The following is an 18,822-nucleotide window of genomic DNA, read 5'->3' as shown; positions in this document are numbered from 1 at the left end:
CCGGTCAGTCCCTCGTGAGCTTCCGGTAGGTCGAGCGGTGCGGCTTCGCCGCATCGGCGCCGAGACGCGCGACCTTGTTCTCTTCGTAGGCCTCGAAGTTGCCCTCGAACCAGTACCACTGCGCCGGGTTCTCGTCGGTACCCTCGTAGGCGAGGATGTGGGTCGCGATGCGGTCGAGGAACCACCGGTCGTGGGTGATGACGACGGCGCAGCCGGGGAACTCGAGGAGTGCGTTCTCGAGGCTCGACAGGGTCTCGACGTCGAGGTCGTTCGTCGGCTCGTCGAGGAGCAGGAGGTTGCCGCCCTGCTTGAGCGTGAGCGCGAGGTTCAGACGGTTGCGCTCGCCGCCCGAGAGCACGCCGGCCTTCTTCTGCTGGTCGGGGCCCTTGAAGCCGAACGTCGACACGTACGCGCGGCTCGGCACCTCGGTCTTGCCGACCTGGATGTAGTCGAGTCCGTCGGACACGACCTCCCACAGGTTCTTGTTGGGGTCGATGCCGGTGCGCGACTGGTCGACGTACGAGATCTTGACCGTCTCGCCGATCTTGACCGTGCCGCCGTCAGCGGGCTCGAAGCCCACGATGGTCTTGAAGAGCGTGGTCTTGCCGACACCGTTGGGGCCGATGATGCCGACGATGCCGTTGCGCGGGAGCGAGAACGAGAGCTTGTCGATGAGCTTGCGGTCGCCGAACCCCTTCTCGAGGTTCTTCACCTCGAGCACGATGTCGCCCAGACGCGGACCCGCGGGGATCTGGATCTCTTCGAAGTCGAGCTTCCGCGTGCGCTCGGCCTCGGCCGCCATCTCTTCGTAGCGGGCGAGACGTGCCTTCGACTTGGCCTGGCGACCCTTCGCGTTCGAGCGGACCCACTCGAGCTCTTCGCGCAGGCGCTTCTCGAGCTTCTGGTCCTTCTTGCCCTGGACCGTGAGTCGCTCGGCCTTCTTCTCGAGGTAGGTCGAGTAGTTGCCCTCGTAAGGGTAGAGGCGGCCGCGGTCGACCTCGCAGATCCACTCTGCGACGTGGTCGAGGAAGTACCGGTCGTGGGTGACGGCGAGCACGGCGCCGGGGTACTTGGCGAGGTGCTGCTCGAGCCAGAGCACGCTTTCGGCGTCGAGGTGGTTGGTGGGCTCGTCGAGAAGGAGCAGATCGGGCTTCTGCAGCAGGAGCTTGCAGAGCGCGACGCGGCGCTTCTCACCGCCCGAGAGCACCGAGACGATCGCGTCGCTCGGCGGGCAGCGGAGGGCGTCCATCGCCTGCTCGAGCTGCGAGTCGAGATCCCACGCGTCGGCCGCGTCGATGTCTTCCTGCAGCTTGCCCATCTCGGCGAGGAGGGTGTCGAAGTCGGCGTCGGGGTCGGCCATCTCGGCCGAGATCTCGTTGAAGCGATCGAGCTTGGCCTTGATGGGGCCGACGCCCTGCTGCACGTTCTCGAGGACGGTGAGGTGCTCGTCGAGCTCGGGCTCCTGCATGAGGATGCCGACCGAGTAGCCGGGGCTCAGCCGCGCCTCGCCGTTCGAGGGCGTGTCGAGGCCCGCCATGATCTTGAGGATCGTCGACTTGCCCGCGCCGTTCGGGCCGACGACACCGATCTTGGCGCCCGGCAGGAACGCCATCGTGACGTCGTCGAGGATGACCTTGTCACCGACCGCCTTGCGGGCGCGCACCATCGAGTAGATGTATTCAGCCACCGAGAGAATCCCCTTGATCGTGGAGTACGAAGTTCAGCGACTTAGCCTACCGGGTCGCCCCGCCTGCGGCTGAGCCCCACGAAGCCCGGGCAGCCCCCGGATCACCAGTCGATGGGCCGCGTCGAGCCGATGAGGCACCCGCCCGTTCCGAGCGCTGGCCGGACGGCGCCGTGGTACCCGCCCGAGGCGGGCCCGTACTGCCCGATGAGGCACTCCCCCTGGAAGAGCACCGAGAATTGGATCGAGTCGGCCGGGGTGTCGCGCGTCGTGAGATCGCTCGTCACCTGCATGGCCGATTTGTCGAAGCCCGCGGCGACGAGCCCGTCGATGAACGATCGCCCGGCGCCGCTCGGGTCGGCGGCGAGCGTCGCAGTGTTGACGAAGTCGAAGAACGCGAGGTTCTCGTCGGCCGAGAGCTCGGGCCGCAGGGTCGGAGCGGGCGCCTCGGTGGGCCCGACGGGGCTCGGCGTCTGCGAGGTCGACGGTGTCGGGCGGCCTCCGTCATCGGGCTCAGAGGCGAACAGGCTGCACCCGCTCAGCAGCGCGGTGACGAGCACGGCCCCGGCGATCACCGGAGCCGTGGTCTTGCGGTGCGGCAGCGACATCTCTCCCCTGTCCCGGCGGACTGCGCCGCCCGTGCCGAGTCTATGCGTTCGGCACGGGCGGAAGCCGTGAGGCTCAGACGAGGATTCCCGCGTCAGCACGCTCGACGGGGTCGGTACGATCGGATGCCTCGGCGCCGCCGTCGTGGTCGTCGAACCCGCCGACGTACGGCCAGCCGCCGTCGGAGTCGAGCGCTGCCGGGACGAGCTCGTCCGAGGCCGGCGCGCCTGCGCCGACCGCGTCGGTGAAGCCGTCGGCCGGGGCATCCGGCACTTCGCCCTCAGCACCGTCTGCGCCGACGTCCGCTCCGTCGGTCGACGTTCCAGCAGCCGGCTCGCTGCGCAGCCGCTGGAGCTGCGTGATCCCCCACGTGAGGTCGTGACCGATCGACTCTGCTTCGATCTCGACCGCGGTGCCCGACCGTTCACCCGCCTGCCACGGGCGGAGCTTGAGTCGCCCGTGCACGATCACGCGCTCGCCCTTGCGGAGCGATGCGTTGGCGTTGAACGCGAGCTTGCGGAACGCCGAGATGCCGTACCAGTTGGTCTCGCCGTCCTGCCAAGTGCCCTTCTCACGGTCGAAGATCCGCCGGGTGGAGGCGAGACGGAACGAGGTGATGGGGATGCCCTGCTGGGTGACGATGGCGCGCGGGTCGGTCCCGACGACGCCGGTCACGGTGATGAGATCGGTCATGTGTCCTCCTATGGGTCGGCGCCGCGAATGCGGCCGGATACGCGGCATCCGGAGCGCTCGTGCCGGAAGACCCCGGATGCCGCGTGCCTCGACGATCTCGCGGCGGCGAGGCATCCACCCGGCGAAGCCCACTGAATGTGCACGAGCGCTCGATTCGCGCCGATGTGGAGGAGCGCTCGTCACCCCGCCATAGGCTTGCCGCATGACCTACGTCGCCGCGGCAGACCGCTACGAGCAGATCCCCTACGTCCGCGTCGGAAGAAGCGGGCTCCGGCTCCCGCCCGTCTCGCTCGGCCTCTGGCACAACTTCGGCGACGAGCGGCCGTTCGAGACGCAGCGGGCGATCGTGCGCCGCGCGTTCGACCTCGGCGTCACGCACTTCGACCTCGCGAACAACTACGGCCCGCCCGCCGGCAGCGCCGAGACGAACTTCGGCCGCCTGCTCGCGACCGACCTCGCCCCCTACCGCGACGAGCTCATCGTCTCGACGAAGGCCGGCTACCGCATGTGGGACGGCCCCTACGGCGAGTGGGGGTCGCGCAAGTACCTGCTCTCCTCGCTCGACCAGAGCCTCCGACGCCTCAGCCTCGACTACGTCGACGTCTACTACTCGCACCGCCCCGACCCCGACACGCCCGTCGAAGAGACGATGGGCGCCCTCGCGCACGCGGTGCGGCAGGGCAAGGCCCTCTACGTCGGCATCTCGAACTACTCCCCCGACGAGACCCGCCGCGCCGCTGCCGCACTCGCCGCCGAGGGCGTGCCGCTCACGATCCACCAGCCGCGCTACTCGATGTTCGACCGGCGCATCGAGGACGGCCTCTTCGAGGCGCTCGACGAGGTGGGGGCCGCGAGCATCGTGTTCTCGCCGCTCGCGCAAGGCCTCCTCACCGACCGCTACCTCGGCGGCGACGTCCCTGCGGGCTCGCGCGCCGCGACGAGCCACTTCCTGCCGCCCGAGCGCATCAGCGCCGAATACCTCGAGCGCGCACGTGCACTCGACGCGATCGCGAAGGGGCGCGGTCAGACCCTCGCGCAGCTCGCCGTGACCTGGGTACTGCGCCAGCCGCTCGTCGCGAGCGCGCTCATCGGCGCGTCGAGCGTCGCGCAGCTCGAACAGAACGTCGCGGCGCTCGAGGCTTCTCCGCTCACGGCCGACGAGATCGCCGCGATCGAGCCGTTCGCGGCGCACGGCACCGTGCTCGGGTAGCGCTCGGAGCATCCGGATGTCCCGCCCGCGCGCCGCACGAGACCTCCGTGTCGGCGGGTGCCTCTAGCGTCTCCTCTGCAGGGCCGGCTGCACGAGAAGAGGAGCGAACATGCACGCATCCGTTCTCGCGCGTCCGCGCGAGGAGTTCCCCGCCGAAGTCCGGGGCCTGCGCCTCGTCGCCGCTGCGCCCGACGTGTGGCGCGTCACCGCACGCGACGGCGCCGTGCTCGGCCATATCGACCGTACGATCGTCGACGGCTCGCCGCGCTACCGCGCGCGGCGCCGTTCGCCGGGCCGTACGACGCTTGTCGAACTCGGCGAGTTCTGGAACGGGCGCGACGCGGTCGACGTATTCCGCTGACGCGTCGCGCGAGGGTTCTCGAGATCACGCGCGAGGCTTCCCCGGCACGCCGAGCACGCTCGGGGGCGCGCGCGAATCCCGGCGATACGCTGCGCTCATGCAGTGGTGGAACGACCTCATCTCCTGGCTCGAGTCGACGGCGGCGCGCCCGACGGTCTTCTCGGCGGCGATCCTTTTCGTGGCGGTACTCGCGGCGGGCCTTCTCGCGGCATGGATCGCGTCGGGCGCCATCAAGCGTCTCGTCGCGCAACGCGACCGCGAGCTCAAGACGGCCGCGATCTCCGCCCTCGTCGACGCCGCGACCGAGGCTTCGGTGTGGAACTCGCTCACCCCGCAAGAGCAGGTCCTCACCGACCGCGCCATCGGCCAGGCCGACATCCTCGTGCGCCTCCTGCCGATCCGCGGCTCCGACGTGACGGCGAACTGGGCTGCGCACCAGCTCCACGAACTCAAGCGCGCCTCGGCGACGTTCGGCTACCAGCTCGACCCCGCCGTCGCCGAGTTCCGCGACCGCCTGATCGACTGGCAGCGACGCCCTTCACGGGCCCGCCGCCAGTTCCAGAACGACCTCGGTCGGTGGCGCAGCGAGCGTCAGCGCCCCGAACAAGAACTGCTCGACGCGCAAGACACCTGGGTCGCCGAGCAGCACCACGAGCGTCACGCCGAGACCGCCGACACCGTCGCGTACGACGCTGTGCCGAAGACCACGGCTCCCGTTCCGGTCGTGGGCGCCACCGAGGCATCCGCCGACCGCTGATCGACGAGCGCCGACGCGGCGTGGTCGCTCAGCGTCCCCACTCGTCGTCGCCCGCGTGCCACCACTCGTCGAACATCGAGACGGGCACGGTGCGCTTGTGCCGGGTCTGCAGAAAGCGCGTCTCGATGCGCTCCGCGACCGCGGGGTCGACATCGCGCCCCTCGAGGAAATCGTCGATCTCGGTGTAGCTGAGCCCGAGGTTCGCCTCGTCGGTCTGCCCCGGGTTGTGGTCGAGGAGGTCGGCCGTGGGCGCCTTGAGAGAGAGCCGCTCGGGTGCGCCGAGGTGCTCGAGAAGCGAGCGACCCTGACGCTTCGTGAGGCCCGTGAGGGGCAGGATGTCAGCGCCGCCGTCGCCGAACTTCGTGAAGAAGCCCGTCACCGCCTCGGCGGCATGGTCGGTGCCGACGACGAGAAGCGCGCCCTCGCCTGCGATCGCGTACTGCGCGACCATGCGGAGGCGGGCCTTGACGTTGCCCTTGCCGAAGTCGCTGATCGGCACGCCGAGCGCACCCTCGAAGTCGGATGCGACGCCGTCGACGCCGCCCTTGATGTTGAAGGTCACCTGCTCCTGCGGTTCGATGAACTCCAGCGCGAGCTGCGCGTCGTCTTCGTCGTGCTGCACGCCGTACGGCAAGCGCACGGCGACGAACCGGGCGGGCGTGCCCTCGGCGATCAGTTCATCGACGGCGAGCTTGCACAGCCGCCCCGCGAGGCTCGAGTCCTGGCCGCCGCTGATGCCCAGGACGAACCCCTTCGCACCCGTGGTGCGCAGGTACTCCTTCAGGAAATCGGTGCGCCGCCGGATCTCTTCGGCGGGGTCGACGGTCGGACGGACGTTGAGCTCGGCGATGATCGAGGACTGGAGGTCGCGCATGCGTCGAACATACTCCGCAGATGTTTCGCGGAGGCAACGTCGCGCAGGCGTGGAGCATCCGTCACGTCCACGGGGCATCCGGGCCATCCCGCTAGACTGGGATCGGTCCGGCCCCCGTAGCTCAGCGGATAGAGCAGCAGCCTTCTAATCTGTCGGTCGCAGGTTCGATTCCTGCCGGGGGCACCACACCGCTCTGTCACCCCCTCCCGGTAGACTCGCGGCCATGACTTCCCCGAGCGACCGACTCGTCTGGATCGACTGCGAGATGACGGGCCTCGACCTCGACGTCGACGAGCTCGTCGAGATCGCCGTCGTCATCACCGACTACGACCTCAAGCCGGTCGACGACGGGCTCAGCATCGTCATCAAGCCCGACTCGAGCGCGCTCGAGTCGATGAGCGACTTCGTACGCCAGATGCACACGACGTCGGGGCTCATCGAAGAGATCCCCAGCGGAGTGTCGGTCGCCGACGCCGAGTACCAGGTGCTCGAGTACGTGCTGAAGCACGTCCCCGACGAGCAGAAGGCGCCGCTCGCCGGCAATTCGATCGGCACCGACCGCGCATTCCTCGCGCGGTACATGCCTCGCCTCGACGCCCACCTGCACTACCGCAACGTCGACGTCTCGTCGATCAAAGAGCTCTCCAAGCGCTGGTTCCCGCGCGTGTTCTTCAACGCTCCGGCCAAGAACGGCGGCCACCGCGCCCTCGCCGACATCCTCGAATCGATCCGCGAACTCGAGTACTACCGTCGCGCCGTGTTCGTCGCCGATCCCGGCCCCACCAGCCAAGAACTCCAGCAGCTCGCCGCCGACGTCGTGAACGAGTTCGACCGAAACGTCGTGTAAGATCGTGGAGTTGCCTCGGTCGAACGGCCGAGACGCATGGTGGGTATAGCTCAGTTGGTAGAGCGCCTGGTTGTGGTCCAGGAGGTCGCGGGTTCAAGCCCCGTTACTCACCCCATGGAACTCGACGCCGAAGCTTTCGAAGCGATCGTGGTCGACGAGCTCGACCTCCTCCCCGACGACATGATCGACGGGCTCGAGAACGTCGTCTTCGTCGTCGAAGACCGTCCCGAAGACGGATCACTCGACCTGCTCGGGCTCTACGACGGCACGTCGCTCACCGAACGCGACCGCTACGGCTTCGGCGAGATGCCCGACCGCATCATTCTGTACCGCGAGCCGCTCCTCGCCGTCTGCGAGAACGAAGACGAGCTCCGCGACGAGATCCACGTGACCCTCGTGCACGAGATCGCGCACTTCTACGGCATCGACGACGACCGGCTCCACGAGCTCGGCTGGGCCTGAGCCGTCCACGGCGCGGCGCACACGCCGGTGCGACCCGACACGCCCGGCCGAGACATCCACTCGGGATAGCCTGGTGCGCATGCCCCTGACCCCCGGTCGCGTCGTCGGTATCGCCGTCGGCGCCCTCGCGATCCTCGGCATCGGCGTGTACGGTCCCGCCATGCTGCTCGGCCCCCTTCCCGCCGTCACGGTCGTCCCGGCCGCAGCTGCCGCCGCAGACGTGCCGGCCGCGACATCCATCACGCTCCCCGACGTCGGCGCGAGCGCCACCGTCGCCCTCGACGAGACAGGCGCCGCCTCGACGGTCGCGACCGCGGGCGACACCGCGGTCGTGCCCATCGGTGGCGCGGCGAAGCTCGTGACCGTCCTCGCGACGCTCGACGGGATGCCCCTCGGCGCCGACAGCGCCGGTCCCGACATCAAGATCGGTCCCGAGGACTACACCGATTTCCTCCGCTACCAGTCCGAGGGGTCGCGCACGCTCCAGGTCTCCCCCGGCGACACGTGGAGCGAGCGCGACGTCGTCCGCGCGGTGCTCCTCGCGTCGAGCAACAACCACGCCGACACCCTCGCCCGCTGGGCGTTCGGCAGCCCCGAGCAGTACGTCACGGCCGCGAACGAATGGCTTGCCGCGAACGGTTTCACACAGACCCGCGTCGCCGACGCGACGGGCCTCTCGGGCGACGACGTCGGCACTGCCGAGGAGGTCGCGAAGCTCGGCGCGCTCGTCGTCGCCCATCCCGTCCTCGCGTCGATCCTCGCGGGCGAGGGTCCGACGGGTGTCGGCGTCCGCGAGATCCCCGACGTCGTGTCGTACGAGGGCGGTCCGGGCGTTCGCGCACTCGTCCGCAGCTTCACCGATCAAGCCGCGATCTCGTTCGTCTTCGCGTCGACCGTGCCGGGTTCGGCCGGCGCTGCAGCCGCCAGGTTCGTGACGGCGATGGTGCTCATCCCCGACTACGACACGCTCGAGCCCGCGGTCGCGGCGGTCGTCGCGTCGTCCGGCACGACGGCCGTGACGGTCGACGTCATCGCCGCTGGCACGTCGTTCGGTGCGGTGCGTTCGGCGTGGGGCGACCGCGCCGATCTGGTGGCGTCGGCGACGCGGAGCGGCAACGGCTGGAGCGCCGCGACGGGCGAACCCGCCCTCGAGGTGGAGGCGTTCACGACGGCCAAGGCCGGCCAATCGGTCGGCACCGTGACGGTCGAGACGCCAGACGGTGCGCTCACCTCGCCGCTCGAACTGTCGGCGTCGATCGACGATCCGGGGCCGCTGTGGCGCCTCGCGAATCCGGGCGCGATCATCGACGCGTACCTGACGGAACGCGGAGACTGACCGCCGAGACCGAGCGTCGACGCCGACGGCGATCGCGTGGAGCGACTACTCGTTGTCGTCGATGTCGTATTCGACGCCGTCGGACGCATCGGCGTCGAACGAGAACCGCACGCGGGGTTCTCCCCCGACCTCGCGGCGGTCGACGGCCGCGTACCAGAAGGTCGATTCGAGCCCGTCGATCGCGGCGATGCGCGCGACGCGCGCTTCGGGTTCGCCGCGCTCATCCAGTGCGCGTCGTTCGAACTCCCCCTCGAGCGGGCCGTCGATGTATTCGGCGACGTACTCGCCGCCCCCTGCGTCAGCTCCCATGACAACACCGTAGACCCGCGAGGCTCGGATGCGCACGGGTCACCCCCGATGCGGTCGCGAGGGCGAGTGCGCGTGGACGACGAAGTCGGCTGAGCGGGCGGATGCCCCGTTGCGGGCCGCGTATCGCCGCCACTGGCCGTCCCACATCTCCCAGAACGGGTCGAACCGGCCTTCGTCCCGGGCGAGCGCGGCCGCCTTGCGCTCTCGGTCGCCGGCCGTCATCCAGACCCGAAGGGCGACTTCGCCAGCGACCGCCGCGAACGCGCCGCAGCCCTCGACGAGGAGCACGCCGCCCGGTGGCATCCGGTCGCGTCCGTCGGGCGCGTTCGCCGCCCAATCCCAACGCGGCGTCGTCGCCGGCCGGCCGCGCGACCAGGGCTCGACGGCATGGTGCGCGGCGAGAGCCGCGCCCTGTTCGAGGCCCGACCAGCCGGGGTATACGTCATCGAGCCGCACGAGCCGGAGCCGCTGCGCCGGGAGCGCCGCAAGAAGGGCATCGGCGAACGTCGACTTGCCCGCACCGCTCGGCCCGTCGACCGCGACGATGCGCGGCGCGGCTGAGCCATCCGCGAGCACTCTCCTGGCCGCGGCGACGGCCGCTGCGGTGGTCAGGGTCACGCCCACACCGGGTGGAAGGCGCCCGCGACAGCCGCGGCGGTCAGCGCCGCCGCGGCGACGGCCGCAGCGATCGCGATGAGCACCGCGTCGGGCCATCCGACCGTCGACGGTCGCGCCCACGTGCGCGGCGTGTCGGCGCCGAACCCTCGGGCTTCCATCGCGGTCGCGAGCTTGCTGCCTCGCCGGATCGCAAGCACGAGCAGCGCGAACGCCATCGTCGCGAACCGGCGGATCGTGCCGTGGTCGCCGATGCCTCGTGCCCTGCGCGAGAGCGCCATGGCCCGCCAATCGTCGACGAAGAGTCCCACGAGACGGGCTCCTGCGAGGGCTCCGAGCACGAACCTGCTCGGCAGCCGCCACACCTGGGCGAGGCCGTCGGCGAGTTCGGTCGGGTCGACATCGAGGAAGAGCAGGACGGCGGGCAGCCCGATCGCGAGGACGCGCACGGTGACGGCGAGGGCGAGTTGGATCGACCCGTCGGTGATCTGAGCGAGCCAGAACTCCCAGTAGACCGTGCCGGACGGGCGACCGTAGAGCAGCATCGACAGCCCGGCGAGCGGTGCTGCGAGGAGGATCGGCCACGTGCGCCGGGCGAGAAGTGCGGGCGTCACGCCGGCGAGTGCGAAGAGCGCGAGTTGAAGGCCGAGCGCGACCGCGGCGCTCACCCAGTCGACGGTGAACAGGAGCGGAGTCGTGACGACGATCGCCGCCGCGAGGCGGCTCACGGGGTTCACCCGACTCACGAAGCGCAGACGGATGCCTCGTGCCGCACCCATTGCGGGAGGGGCCGTGATCGTCGCGGTCATGCGGCGCTCCGTCCCTCGGCTCTGCCGTCTGCCCGAAGCTCGAGGGCGATCTGCCGGTCGCCGAGCGCGGCGAGGTACGCGCCGTCGTGCGTCACGGACACGAGCGTCGTGCCGCCGTCGACGAGTTCGCGGAGAAGCCGCACGAGTTCGACCCACGTCACACGGTCTTGGCCGAAGGTCGGTTCATCGAGGATCATGACGCCCGGGCGCGCTGCGAGCACGGATGCCACGGAGAGCCTCCGCTGTTCGCCGCCCGACAGGGTGAAGGGGTTCGCCGCGGCGAGGTGCGCGAGCCGGAGCCGCTCCATGACCTCGTCGACGCGACCCGCAGCCGCCGGATCGAGCTTGCCGAGCGCGCGTGCCGCGACGCCGATCTCGTCACGGACGGTACGTGCGACGAACTGGTGTTCAGGCTCCTGGAAGACCGTGCCGATACGGGTGAGGAGCTGGCGGGAGCGCCAGCGGACGGGCGCGGGATCGAGCCCGGCCGCAACCGGTGCCGACGCCGTCACACGCCCGGCGAGTGGGGGAGCAGTCCGCCGAGGGTCAACGCGAGGGTCGACTTGCCTGCGCCGTTCGGGCCGGTGACGACGGTCGATGCGCCGGCGGGCACGATGAGGTCGAGTCCGGCCTGGACGACGACCGACCGCGCACGGCCGATCGAGAGCCGTTCGCTCGTGAGTGCTGCGGGTGCCGCCGACCCGACCTGCCTGCGCATGCCGACCTCGGCCGAGACATCCGCCCCGGGAACCCATACGCCCGCGGCGAGAAGTTCACCGCGATGCTCGCGCAACACCCGCTCGGGCGAACCGTCGGCGATGAGCCGCCCTTCGCGCCCGAACACGATCATGCGATCGACGAGGTCGACCCACGTCTCGACACGGTGCTCGACGACGACGAGCGTCGCGCCCGTGCGATCGAGCACGCGTCCGACCGACTCGCGCACCTCGCGCACGCCCTCGGGGTCGAGGTTCGCCGTCGGCTCGTCGAGGAGCAGGAGCCCTGGACGCATGGCCATCGCGCCCGCAAGGGCGAGCCGCTGCTTCTGCCCGCCGCTCAGCGCATTCGACGCGTGCTCGAGCGGCACGTCGAGCCCGACGTCGTCGAGCGCGTCGCGCACGCGCGACCAGATCTCGTCGCGCGGCACGCCGAGGTTCTCGCACCCGAACGCGACGTCGTCGCCGACACGCGCGAGGATGACCTGCGAGTCGGGGTCTTGCAGCACGAGGCCGGCTCGACCGCGAGCGGCGGCGGGAGACATCCCGTCGATGAGGAGCGCGCCACGCGACTCGCCCTCTTCGGCGCCGCCGTTGACGCCCGCGAGCGCGTGCAGGAAGGTCGACTTGCCGCTGCCCGAAGGGCCGACGACGAGCACGCGCTCACCGGGTTCGATGCGTACGTCGATGGCGTCGACCGCCCATCGCAGCCGCCCGGCGTGCCGCCAGCCCCAGCCGCGCGCCTCGACGGCGGCCGGGGCGATCGCGGAATGGTCCGTCACGGAACTCACACCCGCTGCGCGACGTCCTGACCGGCGGCGAACCGGTTGAGGGCGCCCGTCGCGGCGAGGGCGCGGACGATGAGCCAGCCGAGGAGTCCCGCGAGCACGGCGCCCGAGATCAGGATGGTGCCGAGGTAGAGGCCGAGGAATTCGGGAGACTTCTGCAGGTTGCCCGACGTGAAGAGTTCGAGCGTCCACGCGCCGAGGCCCGCTGCAGCGCCGGCAAGCACCGCGGGCACGATGCCGAACCGACGATAGAGGAAGAGCGCGAAGACGAGTTCGGCGCCGAGTCCCTGTGCGAGGCCCGAGTAGAGCGTCTCGATGCCCCACTGGTTTCCGACGAGGGCCGACACGATCGCCGCGAGGAGCTCGACGAAGAGCGCGGCGCCGGGTTTCCGGATGATGAGCCCGCCCAGGACGCCGCCGATCAACCAGATGCCGACGGCGATGCCGCCGAGTCCCGGGGTGACGGCGTCGGCCGCGGAGAACCACGCGTAGCCGACGTTGTTCCAGAAGAGGAACAGGAGGCCCGTGGCGACGCCGATCACGGCGGCGACGACGATGTCGACAACCCGCCACTTGGCGTCGAAGAGCCGTCGCGGCGCGACGGTGTCGGTGATTTCAGGTGCTTGTTCGGTGTGCACTGATCGTGCCCTTTCGTGAGATGGAAAGCGGCACGGGATTCGAGAATGGATGCCCTCCCTGCGCTGGCATGACCCAGATCAGGTTCGACGGTCGAAGGTTGGAGAACCTTCCTCTCAGCCCGGCTCACCGGACTCCCGTGTTCAGAGCACGAGTATACGCCCGCAGGCAGACACGCGTCGGCGAACACCAGCGCATGACGCGCGACGGGTCGCTTCAGCGGGTGCGTTCAGTGCTTGAGCGCGCGGATGATCCAGCGCAGGGACTTGCCGAGCACCCACACCAGCGGCGTCGCGACGAGGAGCAACCCGATGAGGTTCGGTTCGAAGCGGACCTCGCCACCCGGGCGACCGACGTATGCGCCGAGCGGAATGGAAACGCCGCCGCCACCGCCGCCGGTCCCCTCGCCCGTGTCCCCCTTCTGGTCGGTGCCCGTCCCGGTGCCGCCGCCGAAGCCGTACCAGCCGAGCGCGACCGGCAGCACGGTCGAATCACCGACCTCGACCTTCTCGCCGTAAGAGGCGCGCACGCCGACTCCGGCGACCTTGTCGGCCAGGTCCAAGACGAGTTCAGTCATGCGGGCAAGGCTACCGACGGATGTCTCGCGCGGCCACCCTCGCGAAACGCTACGCCTCGTCGGGGTCGCTGTCGCGGCGGCTGAGGTCGACCGCGCGTCGTCCGCGCCCGAGGAGCGACGCCGGCCGCACCGTGTGCCGACCGAACTTCGCCGCGACCTCGTCGATCGTGCGCTCGGCCTCGCGCCACTCCTCGTCGGGATCCCACAGCGGCGCCGCGCCGCCCGTCTCGCGGAGCTGCTCCGCGCGCACGCCGATCAGTCGGATGCGGGCGCCGTCGCCGACGAGCCCCTCGAGTGCGGCCGCGGCCTCTTCGTAGATGCGCTTGGCGACGTCGGTCGGTTCGGCGAGCGTCCGCGAGCGCGTGACCGTGCGGAAGTCGCCGTACCGGAGCTTGAGCGAGACCGTGCGGGCCACGACGCCGGCGCGCCGAACCCGCACGGCGACGTCGTTCGAGAGGTCGAGGAGCGCCCGCTTGATCGCCTCGGGGTCGGTGAGGTCGTGCGAGAACGTCGTCTCGTGGCCGATGCTCTTCTCGACACGGTGCACCGACACCTCACGCGGGTCGTCGCCGTTCGCGAGGTGCGTCAGTCGGTCGGCGAGCGCGCGCCCCACTGCGCGCACGAGCGCCTCGTGCGGCATCGCCGCGACGTCGGCCACTGTGCGGAGGCCGAGACGGGCGAGCCGCTCTTCGGTGACCTTGCCGACACCCCACAGTGCCGAGACGGGCAGCGGATGCAGGAAGGCGATCGTGTCGGCCGCGGGCACGACGAGCAGGCCGTCGGGCTTCGCACGGCTCGATGCGACCTTCGCGACGTACTTCGTCGCGGCGACGCCGATCGAGCACGTGAGGCCCGTCTCGATGCGCACCCGCTCGCGGATGGTCCAGCCGATCTGCGCCGGGCTGCCGTGCAGGCGCCGCGCACCGCCGACGTCGAGGAACGCTTCGTCGATCGACAACGGCTCGACGAGCGGCGTCATCTCGCCGAAGAGCTCCATCACGCGGTCGGAGTACTCGCGGTACTTGCGGTAGTCGCCGGGCAGCACGATCGCGTTGGGGCAGCGCTGGAGGGCGACCGACATCGGCATCGCCGAGTTCACGCCGTACTTGCGCGCCTCGTAGCTCGCCGCCGACACGACGCCGCGGCCCGCGGCGCCGCCCACGAGCACGGGCTTGCCCCGGAGCTCTGGCCGGGAGAGCAGCTCGACCGAGACGAAGAACGCATCCATGTCGACGTGCAGGATCGGCGTCGCAGAGTCGTCGACCGGCCCCGTCGTCACTTGGCGCGACGAGCCGTCCTGCTTGCTCATGCTGTGACCTTACCCGCGACCGCCGACACGACCGACCGGATGCATCGGGGCGGACGTCAGATGTCGAACCCGCCGCCGTCGAATCCCCCGCCGAAGAATCCGTCGTCAGGGTTGCCGCCATCGCCCCAGCGGTGGTCGGAGTCATCGTAGCCGTACGACTCGGGCGCCGCCGAGGCATCCGCCCCGCCGTCCCCGACGCCCTCCCCGGAATCCTCGGCGCCCTGCTCGAAGAACGCATGATCGGGCAGGAACGCCTGCGCGATCGCCGTACCCACGACGACGCCCGCGATCGTTCCGAGGAGCGACGAGCCGAACATGCCGCCGATCGACGGCCCGCCGTACCCGACGCCGCCCGCCGACGGGCGCCCGGCCGAGACATCCGCCGACGCGAACGCGCGCTCGACGCTGCCCGGCTGCCGCATCTCCTGGCGGGTCGCGGCGCGAGCGAGCGCGCTCGGCTCGTCGGACACGAGCCGCTCCCCTGCAGGCGCCTGATCGGAGAGCGCCTGGAACACGAGCGCCCGCTGCGGAGGCGTGAGGCGCGCGAACGCCTCGGCGTGCACCTGCTCGATCGACTCGGGCGGCGCCGTGCGCAGCAGGTACCGGTAGCGTTCGACGGCGAGCTCGTCGTCGGTCAGGCGCCGCTGCGAAGGGGTGGGCGGTCGCGCGGGCTCGGGGTCGGGCGCGCCGAAGATGCGGTCGAGAAATCCCATGGTGTCCTCGTCAATCCTCGAAGGGGAAGGTGAATGTACCGGCGTCAGCCTCGAACCGGCTGAGAACGCGAACGGCGGCCGGATGACTCACCCGACCGCCGTTGAAACGCGAAACGCTACGCGCTCGCGCGCTCGAGCACGAGCTCGCGCACACGCGCCGCGTCAGCCTTGCCCTGCATGGCCTTCATGACCGCGCCGATGACGGCGCCCGCCGCCTGCACCTTGCCGTCGCGGATCTTCTCGAGCACGTCGGGCTGGGCCGCGAGCGCCTCGTCGATCGCCGCGATGAGCGCGCCGTCGTCGGAGACGACCGCAAGGCCGCGCGCGTCGACGATCTGCTGGGGCGAGCCCTCGCCCGCGATCATGCCCTCGAGCACCTGGCGCGCGAGCTTGTCGGTGAGCGTGCCTGCGTCGACGAGCTGCTGCAGTTCGGCGACGGCGGCGGGCTCGACGAGCGCCGAGGGCTCCTTGGCTTCGGCGTTCGCGATGCGAAGGATCTCGCCCGTCCACCACTTGCGCGCGGCAGCAGGCGACGCGCCGGCGGCGACGGTCGCGGCGACCTCGTTCGTGAGGCCCGCGTTCACGACACCTTGGAACTCGAGGTCGGTGAAGCCCCACTCGGCCTTCCGACGGCGGCGACGGACGACCGGCGACTCGGGAAGCGCGGCACGCAGCTCTTCGACGAGTTCGGCCGACGGCACGACGGGAAGCAGGTCGGGCTCGGGGAAGTACCGGTAGTCGTCGGCATCCGACTTCGGCCGCCCCGCGCTCGTCTCGCCCGTGTCTTCGTGCCAGTGGCGCGTCTCCTGCGTGATCGAACCGCCCGCGGCGAGGATCGCCGCCTGGCGCTGGATCTCGAAGCGCACGGCACGTTCGATCGAACGGAACGAGTTCACGTTCTTCGTCTCGGTGCGGATGCCGAGCTTCGGGGCCGGCTCGCCGTCTGCGACCCGGGGGCGCAGCGAAACGTTCGCGTCGCAGCGCAGGTTACCTCGCTCCATGCGCGCCTCGGAGATGCCGAGCGAGAGCGCGATGTCGCGGATCGTCGACACGTAGGCCGCCGCGAGGGCGGGCGCGTCGGCCTCGGCGCCGAAGATCGGCTTCGTGACGATCTCGACGAGCGGCACGCCGGCGCGGTTGTAGTCGACGAGCGAGTACTCGGCACCCTGGATGCGGCCCGTGGCGCCGCCGACGTGAGTGAGCTTGCCCGCGTCTTCCTCCATGTGGGCGCGCTCGATCGGCACGTGGAACACCCGGCCGTTGTCGAGTTCGACCTCGACTTCGCCGTCGTGCGCGATGGGCTCGTCGTACTGCGAGATCTGGTAGTTCTTCGCGAGGTCGGGGTAGAAGTAGTTCTTGCGCGCGAAGCGGCTCGACTCGGCGATCGAGCAGCCGAGCGCGAGACCCAGCGAGATCGACTTGCGCACGGCCTCGCCGTTCACGACGGGCAGCGAACCCGGAAGGCCGAGGCACACGGGCGTCACGAGCGTGTTCGGCGCGGCGTCGTGGTACGCCGAGTTCGCGGGGTTCGGCGCCGCCGAGAACATCTTCGTCACGGTGTTGAGCTCGACGTGCACCTCGAGGCCGATGACCGGCTCGAAGAGCTCGAGGGCCTTGTCGTAGTCCATCAGGTCGGTCTTGGCCATCAGACTGCGCCCTCCTCGGTCGCGAGCAGTTCATGGGAAGAGAGATCGGGTGCGCGGCCCAGCAGGGGGCCGCCCCACTCGGCGAGGAGCAGCTGTTCGAGCGCGCCGCCGACGTTGTAGAGGCGGGCGTCCTCGCGCGCGGGCGCGAGGAACTGGATGCCGACCGGCAGGCCGTCTTCGGGCGCGAGGCCCGCGGGCAGCGAGATGCCGGGCACGCCCGCGAGGTTGGCGGGGATCGTCGCGACGTCGTTGAGGTACATCGCGAGCGGGTCGTCGAGCTTCTCGCCGAGCTTGAACGCCGTCGTCGGCGCCGTGGGCGTCGCGAGCACGTCGACCTTCGCGAACGCGGCGTCGAAGTCGCGCTGCACGAGCGTGCGCACCTTCTGCGCCGAGCCGTAGTAGGCGTCGTAGTAGCCCGCTGACAGGGCATAGGTGCCGAGGATGATCCGGCGCTTGACCTCGGGGCCGAAGCCCGCCTCGCGGGTCGCGGCCATGACCTGCTCGACCGTGCCGCCGCCCTCGGGCGTCACCCGCAGGCCGAAGCGCACCGAGTCGAACTTCGCGAGGTTCGACGACGCCTCGGACGGCATGATCAGGTAGTACGCGGCGATCGAGTGCTCGAAGTTCGGAGTCGAGACCTCGACGATCTCGGCGCCCGCCTTCTCGAGCAGGTCGAGCGCCTCGTGGAAGCGCTGGCGGACACCGGCCTGGAAGCCGTCGCCGTCGAGCTCCTTCACGACGCCGATGCGCAGGCCCTTGACGTCGGCGTTGCGCACCGCGGCGGCCATCGACGGCCACGGGTCGGCGATCGACGTCGAGTCGTGCGGGTCGTGGCCCGAGATGATGTCTTGCAGCAGGGCCGAGTCGAGCACCGTGCGCGTGACGGGACCGATCTGGTCGAGGCTCGACGCGAGCGCGATCGAGCCGTAGCGGCTCACGGCGCCGTAGGTCGGCTTCACACCGACCGTGCCGGTGACGTGCGCGGGCTGGCGGATCGAGCCGCCCGTGTCGCTGCCGAGCGCGAGAGGCGCCTCGAACGCGGCGACCGCAGCGGCCGAGCCGCCGCCCGAGCCGCCGGGGATGCGGTCGAGGTCCCACGGGTTGTGGGTCGGGCCGTAGGCCGAGTGCTCGGTCGACGAGCCCATCGCGAACTCGTCCATGTTGGTCTTGCCGAGCGGGATGAGTCCCGCCTCGCGCACTTTGCGCACGGGCGTCGCGTCGTAGGGGGGGATCCAGCCCTCGAGGATGCGCGAACCCGACGTCGAGGGCATGCCCTCGGTCACGAGCACGTCTTTGATCGCGATCGGGACGCCCGCGAGCTCGCCGAGCGGCTCGCCCGCGGCACGGCGGCGGTCGATCTCGGCGGCGTCGGCGAGAGCGCGCTCGCCCGCGACGTGGAGGAACGCGTGCACGGCGCCGTCGACGGCCGCGATGCGGTCGAGGTGGGCGCGGGTCGCCTCGACGGAGGTGACCTCGCCCGCCGACAGCTTCGCGGCCAGATCGGACGCGCTCAGGCGGATGATCTCGTCGCTCACTGCTCTTCTCCCAGGATCGCCGAGACGACGAAGCGGTCGCCGTCGCGCTCGGGGGCGCCCGAAAGCGCCTCGTCGGCCGTCAGCACGTTGTCACCCACGACATCGTCGCGGAACACGTTCTGCAACGGGATCGGGTGGCTCGTCGGCGACACATCGGGCGTGGCGACGCGGCTCACCTGCTCGACCGCCTGCATGATCTGGCCGAGTTCGGCCGTCAAGTGCTCGATCTCTTCGTCGGTGAGCGCGATGCGTGCGAGGTTCGCGAGATGCGCGACCTGCTCCGCATTGATTTCGGACATGCTGCTCCGTCGTCTCGTAGTGGGGATCCCGTCGATTCTA

At 70.4% G+C, this 18,822-nt stretch carries 20 protein-coding genes, 2 tRNA genes, 1 pseudogene and 1 riboswitch; of the genes and pseudogenes, 8 read left to right on the top strand and 15 right to left on the bottom strand.

Annotation, left to right across the window (positions count from 1 at the left end; all coding sequences use genetic code 11):
• Nucleotides 1-4: 4 nt before the first annotated feature.
• The 3 genes from ettA to ET445_RS11275 form a co-directional block, all read right to left on the bottom strand.
• A complete protein-coding gene (gene ettA, locus ET445_RS11285; protein WP_129191382.1) occupies nucleotides 5-1,687 on the bottom strand; it encodes an energy-dependent translational throttle protein EttA in 1,683 nt (560 codons plus the stop codon).
• A gap of 101 nt (nucleotides 1,688-1,788) precedes the next feature.
• Nucleotides 1,789-2,292, bottom strand: a complete 504-nt coding sequence (locus tag ET445_RS11280) for a DUF6993 domain-containing protein (RefSeq protein ID WP_129191380.1) — start codon at nucleotides 2,290-2,292, stop codon at nucleotides 1,789-1,791.
• Nucleotides 2,293-2,365: 73 nt separating this feature from the next.
• On the bottom strand, nucleotides 2,366-2,983 hold the full coding sequence (locus tag ET445_RS11275) for a single-stranded DNA-binding protein (protein WP_129191378.1): 618 nt from the start codon (nucleotides 2,981-2,983) through the stop codon (nucleotides 2,366-2,368).
• Nucleotides 2,984-3,185: 202 nt separating this feature from the next.
• Here ET445_RS11275 and ET445_RS11270 point away from each other — a divergent pair, with 202 nt between their 5' ends.
• The 3 genes from ET445_RS11270 to ET445_RS11260 all read left to right on the top strand — a co-directional run bounded on the left by ET445_RS11270 (nucleotide 3,186) and on the right by ET445_RS11260 (nucleotide 5,311).
• A complete protein-coding gene (locus ET445_RS11270; protein WP_129191376.1) occupies nucleotides 3,186-4,193 on the top strand; it encodes an aldo/keto reductase in 1,008 nt (335 codons plus the stop codon).
• Between the two features lie 109 nt (nucleotides 4,194-4,302).
• A complete protein-coding gene (locus ET445_RS11265) occupies nucleotides 4,303-4,554 on the top strand; it encodes a hypothetical protein (protein ID WP_129191374.1) in 252 nt (83 codons plus the stop codon).
• 97 nt (nucleotides 4,555-4,651) lie between these two features.
• Nucleotides 4,652-5,311, top strand: a complete 660-nt coding sequence (locus ET445_RS11260; protein WP_129191373.1) for a hypothetical protein — start codon at nucleotides 4,652-4,654, stop codon at nucleotides 5,309-5,311.
• Between the two features lie 28 nt (nucleotides 5,312-5,339).
• On the opposite strand, the gene nadE is transcribed toward ET445_RS11260, so the two are convergent.
• Nucleotides 5,340-6,185: an ammonia-dependent NAD(+) synthetase gene (nadE, locus tag ET445_RS11255; protein WP_129191371.1), complete on the bottom strand. Its 846-nt coding sequence runs from the start codon at nucleotides 6,183-6,185 to the stop codon at nucleotides 5,340-5,342.
• A 110-nt stretch (nucleotides 6,186-6,295) separates the two neighbouring features.
• On the opposite strand from nadE, the gene ET445_RS11250 reads away from it, so the two are divergent.
• The 5 genes from ET445_RS11250 (at nucleotide 6,296) to ET445_RS11230 (ending at nucleotide 8,830) form a co-directional block, all read left to right on the top strand.
• Nucleotides 6,296-6,371 (top strand) — tRNA-Arg (locus ET445_RS11250).
• Nucleotides 6,372-6,408: 37 nt separating this feature from the next.
• On the top strand, nucleotides 6,409-7,032 hold the full coding sequence (orn, locus tag ET445_RS11245) for an oligoribonuclease (RefSeq protein WP_129191369.1): 624 nt from the start codon (nucleotides 6,409-6,411) through the stop codon (nucleotides 7,030-7,032).
• A gap of 39 nt (nucleotides 7,033-7,071) precedes the next feature.
• Nucleotides 7,072-7,147 (top strand) — tRNA-His (locus tag ET445_RS11240).
• Nucleotides 7,147-7,494, top strand: a complete 348-nt coding sequence (locus tag ET445_RS11235) for a metallopeptidase family protein (protein WP_129191368.1) — start codon at nucleotides 7,147-7,149, stop codon at nucleotides 7,492-7,494. The genes ET445_RS11240 and ET445_RS11235 overlap by 1 nt, the downstream gene beginning before the upstream one ends.
• 79 nt (nucleotides 7,495-7,573) lie before the next feature.
• Nucleotides 7,574-8,830: a D-alanyl-D-alanine carboxypeptidase family protein gene (locus ET445_RS11230; RefSeq protein WP_129191366.1), complete on the top strand. Its 1,257-nt coding sequence runs from the start codon at nucleotides 7,574-7,576 to the stop codon at nucleotides 8,828-8,830.
• Between the two features lie 45 nt (nucleotides 8,831-8,875).
• On the opposite strand, the gene ET445_RS11225 is transcribed toward ET445_RS11230, so the two are convergent.
• The 11 genes and pseudogenes from ET445_RS11225 to gatC form a co-directional block, all read right to left on the bottom strand.
• Nucleotides 8,876-9,139, bottom strand: coding sequence for a hypothetical protein (locus ET445_RS11225; RefSeq protein ID WP_129191364.1), 264 nt, complete (start codon nucleotides 9,137-9,139; stop codon nucleotides 8,876-8,878).
• A gap of 39 nt (nucleotides 9,140-9,178) precedes the next feature.
• Nucleotides 9,179-9,757, bottom strand: a complete 579-nt coding sequence (locus tag ET445_RS11220) for a nucleoside/nucleotide kinase family protein (protein ID WP_129191362.1) — start codon at nucleotides 9,755-9,757, stop codon at nucleotides 9,179-9,181.
• A complete protein-coding gene (locus ET445_RS11215; RefSeq protein ID WP_243695180.1) occupies nucleotides 9,754-10,563 on the bottom strand; it encodes an energy-coupling factor transporter transmembrane component T family protein in 810 nt (269 codons plus the stop codon). Before ET445_RS11215 ends, ET445_RS11220 begins: the two co-directional genes overlap by 4 nt.
• Nucleotides 10,560-12,070, bottom strand: a pseudogene (locus tag ET445_RS11210) (ABC transporter ATP-binding protein). Before ET445_RS11210 ends, ET445_RS11215 begins: the two are co-directional and overlap by 4 nt.
• On the bottom strand, nucleotides 12,067-12,705 hold the full coding sequence (locus ET445_RS11205) for an ECF transporter S component (RefSeq protein ID WP_279433473.1): 639 nt from the start codon (nucleotides 12,703-12,705) through the stop codon (nucleotides 12,067-12,069). The pseudogene ET445_RS11210 and the gene ET445_RS11205 overlap by 4 nt, the downstream one beginning before the upstream one ends.
• 38 nt (nucleotides 12,706-12,743) lie before the next feature.
• Nucleotides 12,744-12,854, bottom strand: a riboswitch (TPP riboswitch).
• Nucleotides 12,855-12,932: 78 nt separating this feature from the next.
• Complete coding sequence (locus ET445_RS11200; protein ID WP_129191360.1) at nucleotides 12,933-13,280, bottom strand: hypothetical protein; 348 nt, start codon at nucleotides 13,278-13,280, stop codon at nucleotides 12,933-12,935.
• A 49-nt stretch (nucleotides 13,281-13,329) separates the two neighbouring features.
• A complete protein-coding gene (locus ET445_RS11195) occupies nucleotides 13,330-14,589 on the bottom strand; it encodes a DNA polymerase IV (protein WP_129191358.1) in 1,260 nt (419 codons plus the stop codon).
• A gap of 56 nt (nucleotides 14,590-14,645) precedes the next feature.
• Nucleotides 14,646-15,302, bottom strand: a complete 657-nt coding sequence (locus tag ET445_RS11190; RefSeq protein WP_129191356.1) for a hypothetical protein — start codon at nucleotides 15,300-15,302, stop codon at nucleotides 14,646-14,648.
• A 116-nt stretch (nucleotides 15,303-15,418) separates the two neighbouring features.
• Nucleotides 15,419-16,948, bottom strand: coding sequence for an Asp-tRNA(Asn)/Glu-tRNA(Gln) amidotransferase subunit GatB (gene gatB, locus ET445_RS11185; RefSeq protein ID WP_129191354.1), 1,530 nt, complete (start codon nucleotides 16,946-16,948; stop codon nucleotides 15,419-15,421).
• Entirely contained in the window at nucleotides 16,948-18,483 is a 1,536-nt protein-coding gene (gene gatA, locus ET445_RS11180; RefSeq protein WP_129191352.1) for an Asp-tRNA(Asn)/Glu-tRNA(Gln) amidotransferase subunit GatA, read from the bottom strand. The genes gatB and gatA overlap by 1 nt, the downstream gene beginning before the upstream one ends.
• Complete coding sequence (gatC, locus tag ET445_RS11175) at nucleotides 18,480-18,782, bottom strand: Asp-tRNA(Asn)/Glu-tRNA(Gln) amidotransferase subunit GatC (RefSeq protein ID WP_129191351.1); 303 nt, start codon at nucleotides 18,780-18,782, stop codon at nucleotides 18,480-18,482. The genes gatA and gatC overlap by 4 nt, the downstream gene beginning before the upstream one ends.
• Between the last annotated feature and the right edge of the window lie 40 nt (nucleotides 18,783-18,822).

It is taken from the genome of Agromyces protaetiae (assembly GCF_004135405.1).
In the GTDB taxonomy this organism is placed as follows: Bacteria; Actinomycetota; Actinomycetes; order Actinomycetales; family Microbacteriaceae; genus Agromyces; species Agromyces protaetiae.
Note: the sequence above shows the minus strand (reverse complement) of the source record. Positions and strands in the feature narration are given on the sequence as shown.

Coding starts and splice junctions, on each gene's coding strand:
- ET445_RS11270 (WP_129191376.1), top strand. CDS start 3,186: ATGACCTACGTCGCCGCGGCAGACCGCTACGAGCAGATCCCCTACGTC.
- ET445_RS11265 (WP_129191374.1), top strand. CDS start 4,303: ATGCACGCATCCGTTCTCGCGCGTCCGCGCGAGGAGTTCCCCGCCGAA.
- gatB (WP_129191354.1), bottom strand. CDS start 16,948: ATGGCCAAGACCGACCTGATGGACTACGACAAGGCCCTCGAGCTCTTC.
- ET445_RS11275 (WP_129191378.1), bottom strand. CDS start 2,983: ATGACCGATCTCATCACCGTGACCGGCGTCGTCGGGACCGACCCGCGC.
- orn (WP_129191369.1), top strand. CDS start 6,409: ATGACTTCCCCGAGCGACCGACTCGTCTGGATCGACTGCGAGATGACG.
- ET445_RS11230 (WP_129191366.1), top strand. CDS start 7,574: ATGCCCCTGACCCCCGGTCGCGTCGTCGGTATCGCCGTCGGCGCCCTC.
- gatC (WP_129191351.1), bottom strand. CDS start 18,782: ATGTCCGAAATCAATGCGGAGCAGGTCGCGCATCTCGCGAACCTCGCA.
- ET445_RS11280 (WP_129191380.1), bottom strand. CDS start 2,292: ATGTCGCTGCCGCACCGCAAGACCACGGCTCCGGTGATCGCCGGGGCC.
- ET445_RS11260 (WP_129191373.1), top strand. CDS start 4,652: ATGCAGTGGTGGAACGACCTCATCTCCTGGCTCGAGTCGACGGCGGCG.
- ET445_RS11200 (WP_129191360.1), bottom strand. CDS start 13,280: ATGACTGAACTCGTCTTGGACCTGGCCGACAAGGTCGCCGGAGTCGGC.
- ET445_RS11215 (WP_243695180.1), bottom strand. CDS start 10,563: ATGACCGCGACGATCACGGCCCCTCCCGCAATGGGTGCGGCACGAGGC.
- ET445_RS11225 (WP_129191364.1), bottom strand. CDS start 9,139: ATGGGAGCTGACGCAGGGGGCGGCGAGTACGTCGCCGAATACATCGAC.
- ET445_RS11190 (WP_129191356.1), bottom strand. CDS start 15,302: ATGGGATTTCTCGACCGCATCTTCGGCGCGCCCGACCCCGAGCCCGCG.
- nadE (WP_129191371.1), bottom strand. CDS start 6,185: ATGCGCGACCTCCAGTCCTCGATCATCGCCGAGCTCAACGTCCGTCCG.
- ET445_RS11195 (WP_129191358.1), bottom strand. CDS start 14,589: ATGAGCAAGCAGGACGGCTCGTCGCGCCAAGTGACGACGGGGCCGGTC.
- ET445_RS11235 (WP_129191368.1), top strand. CDS start 7,147: ATGGAACTCGACGCCGAAGCTTTCGAAGCGATCGTGGTCGACGAGCTC.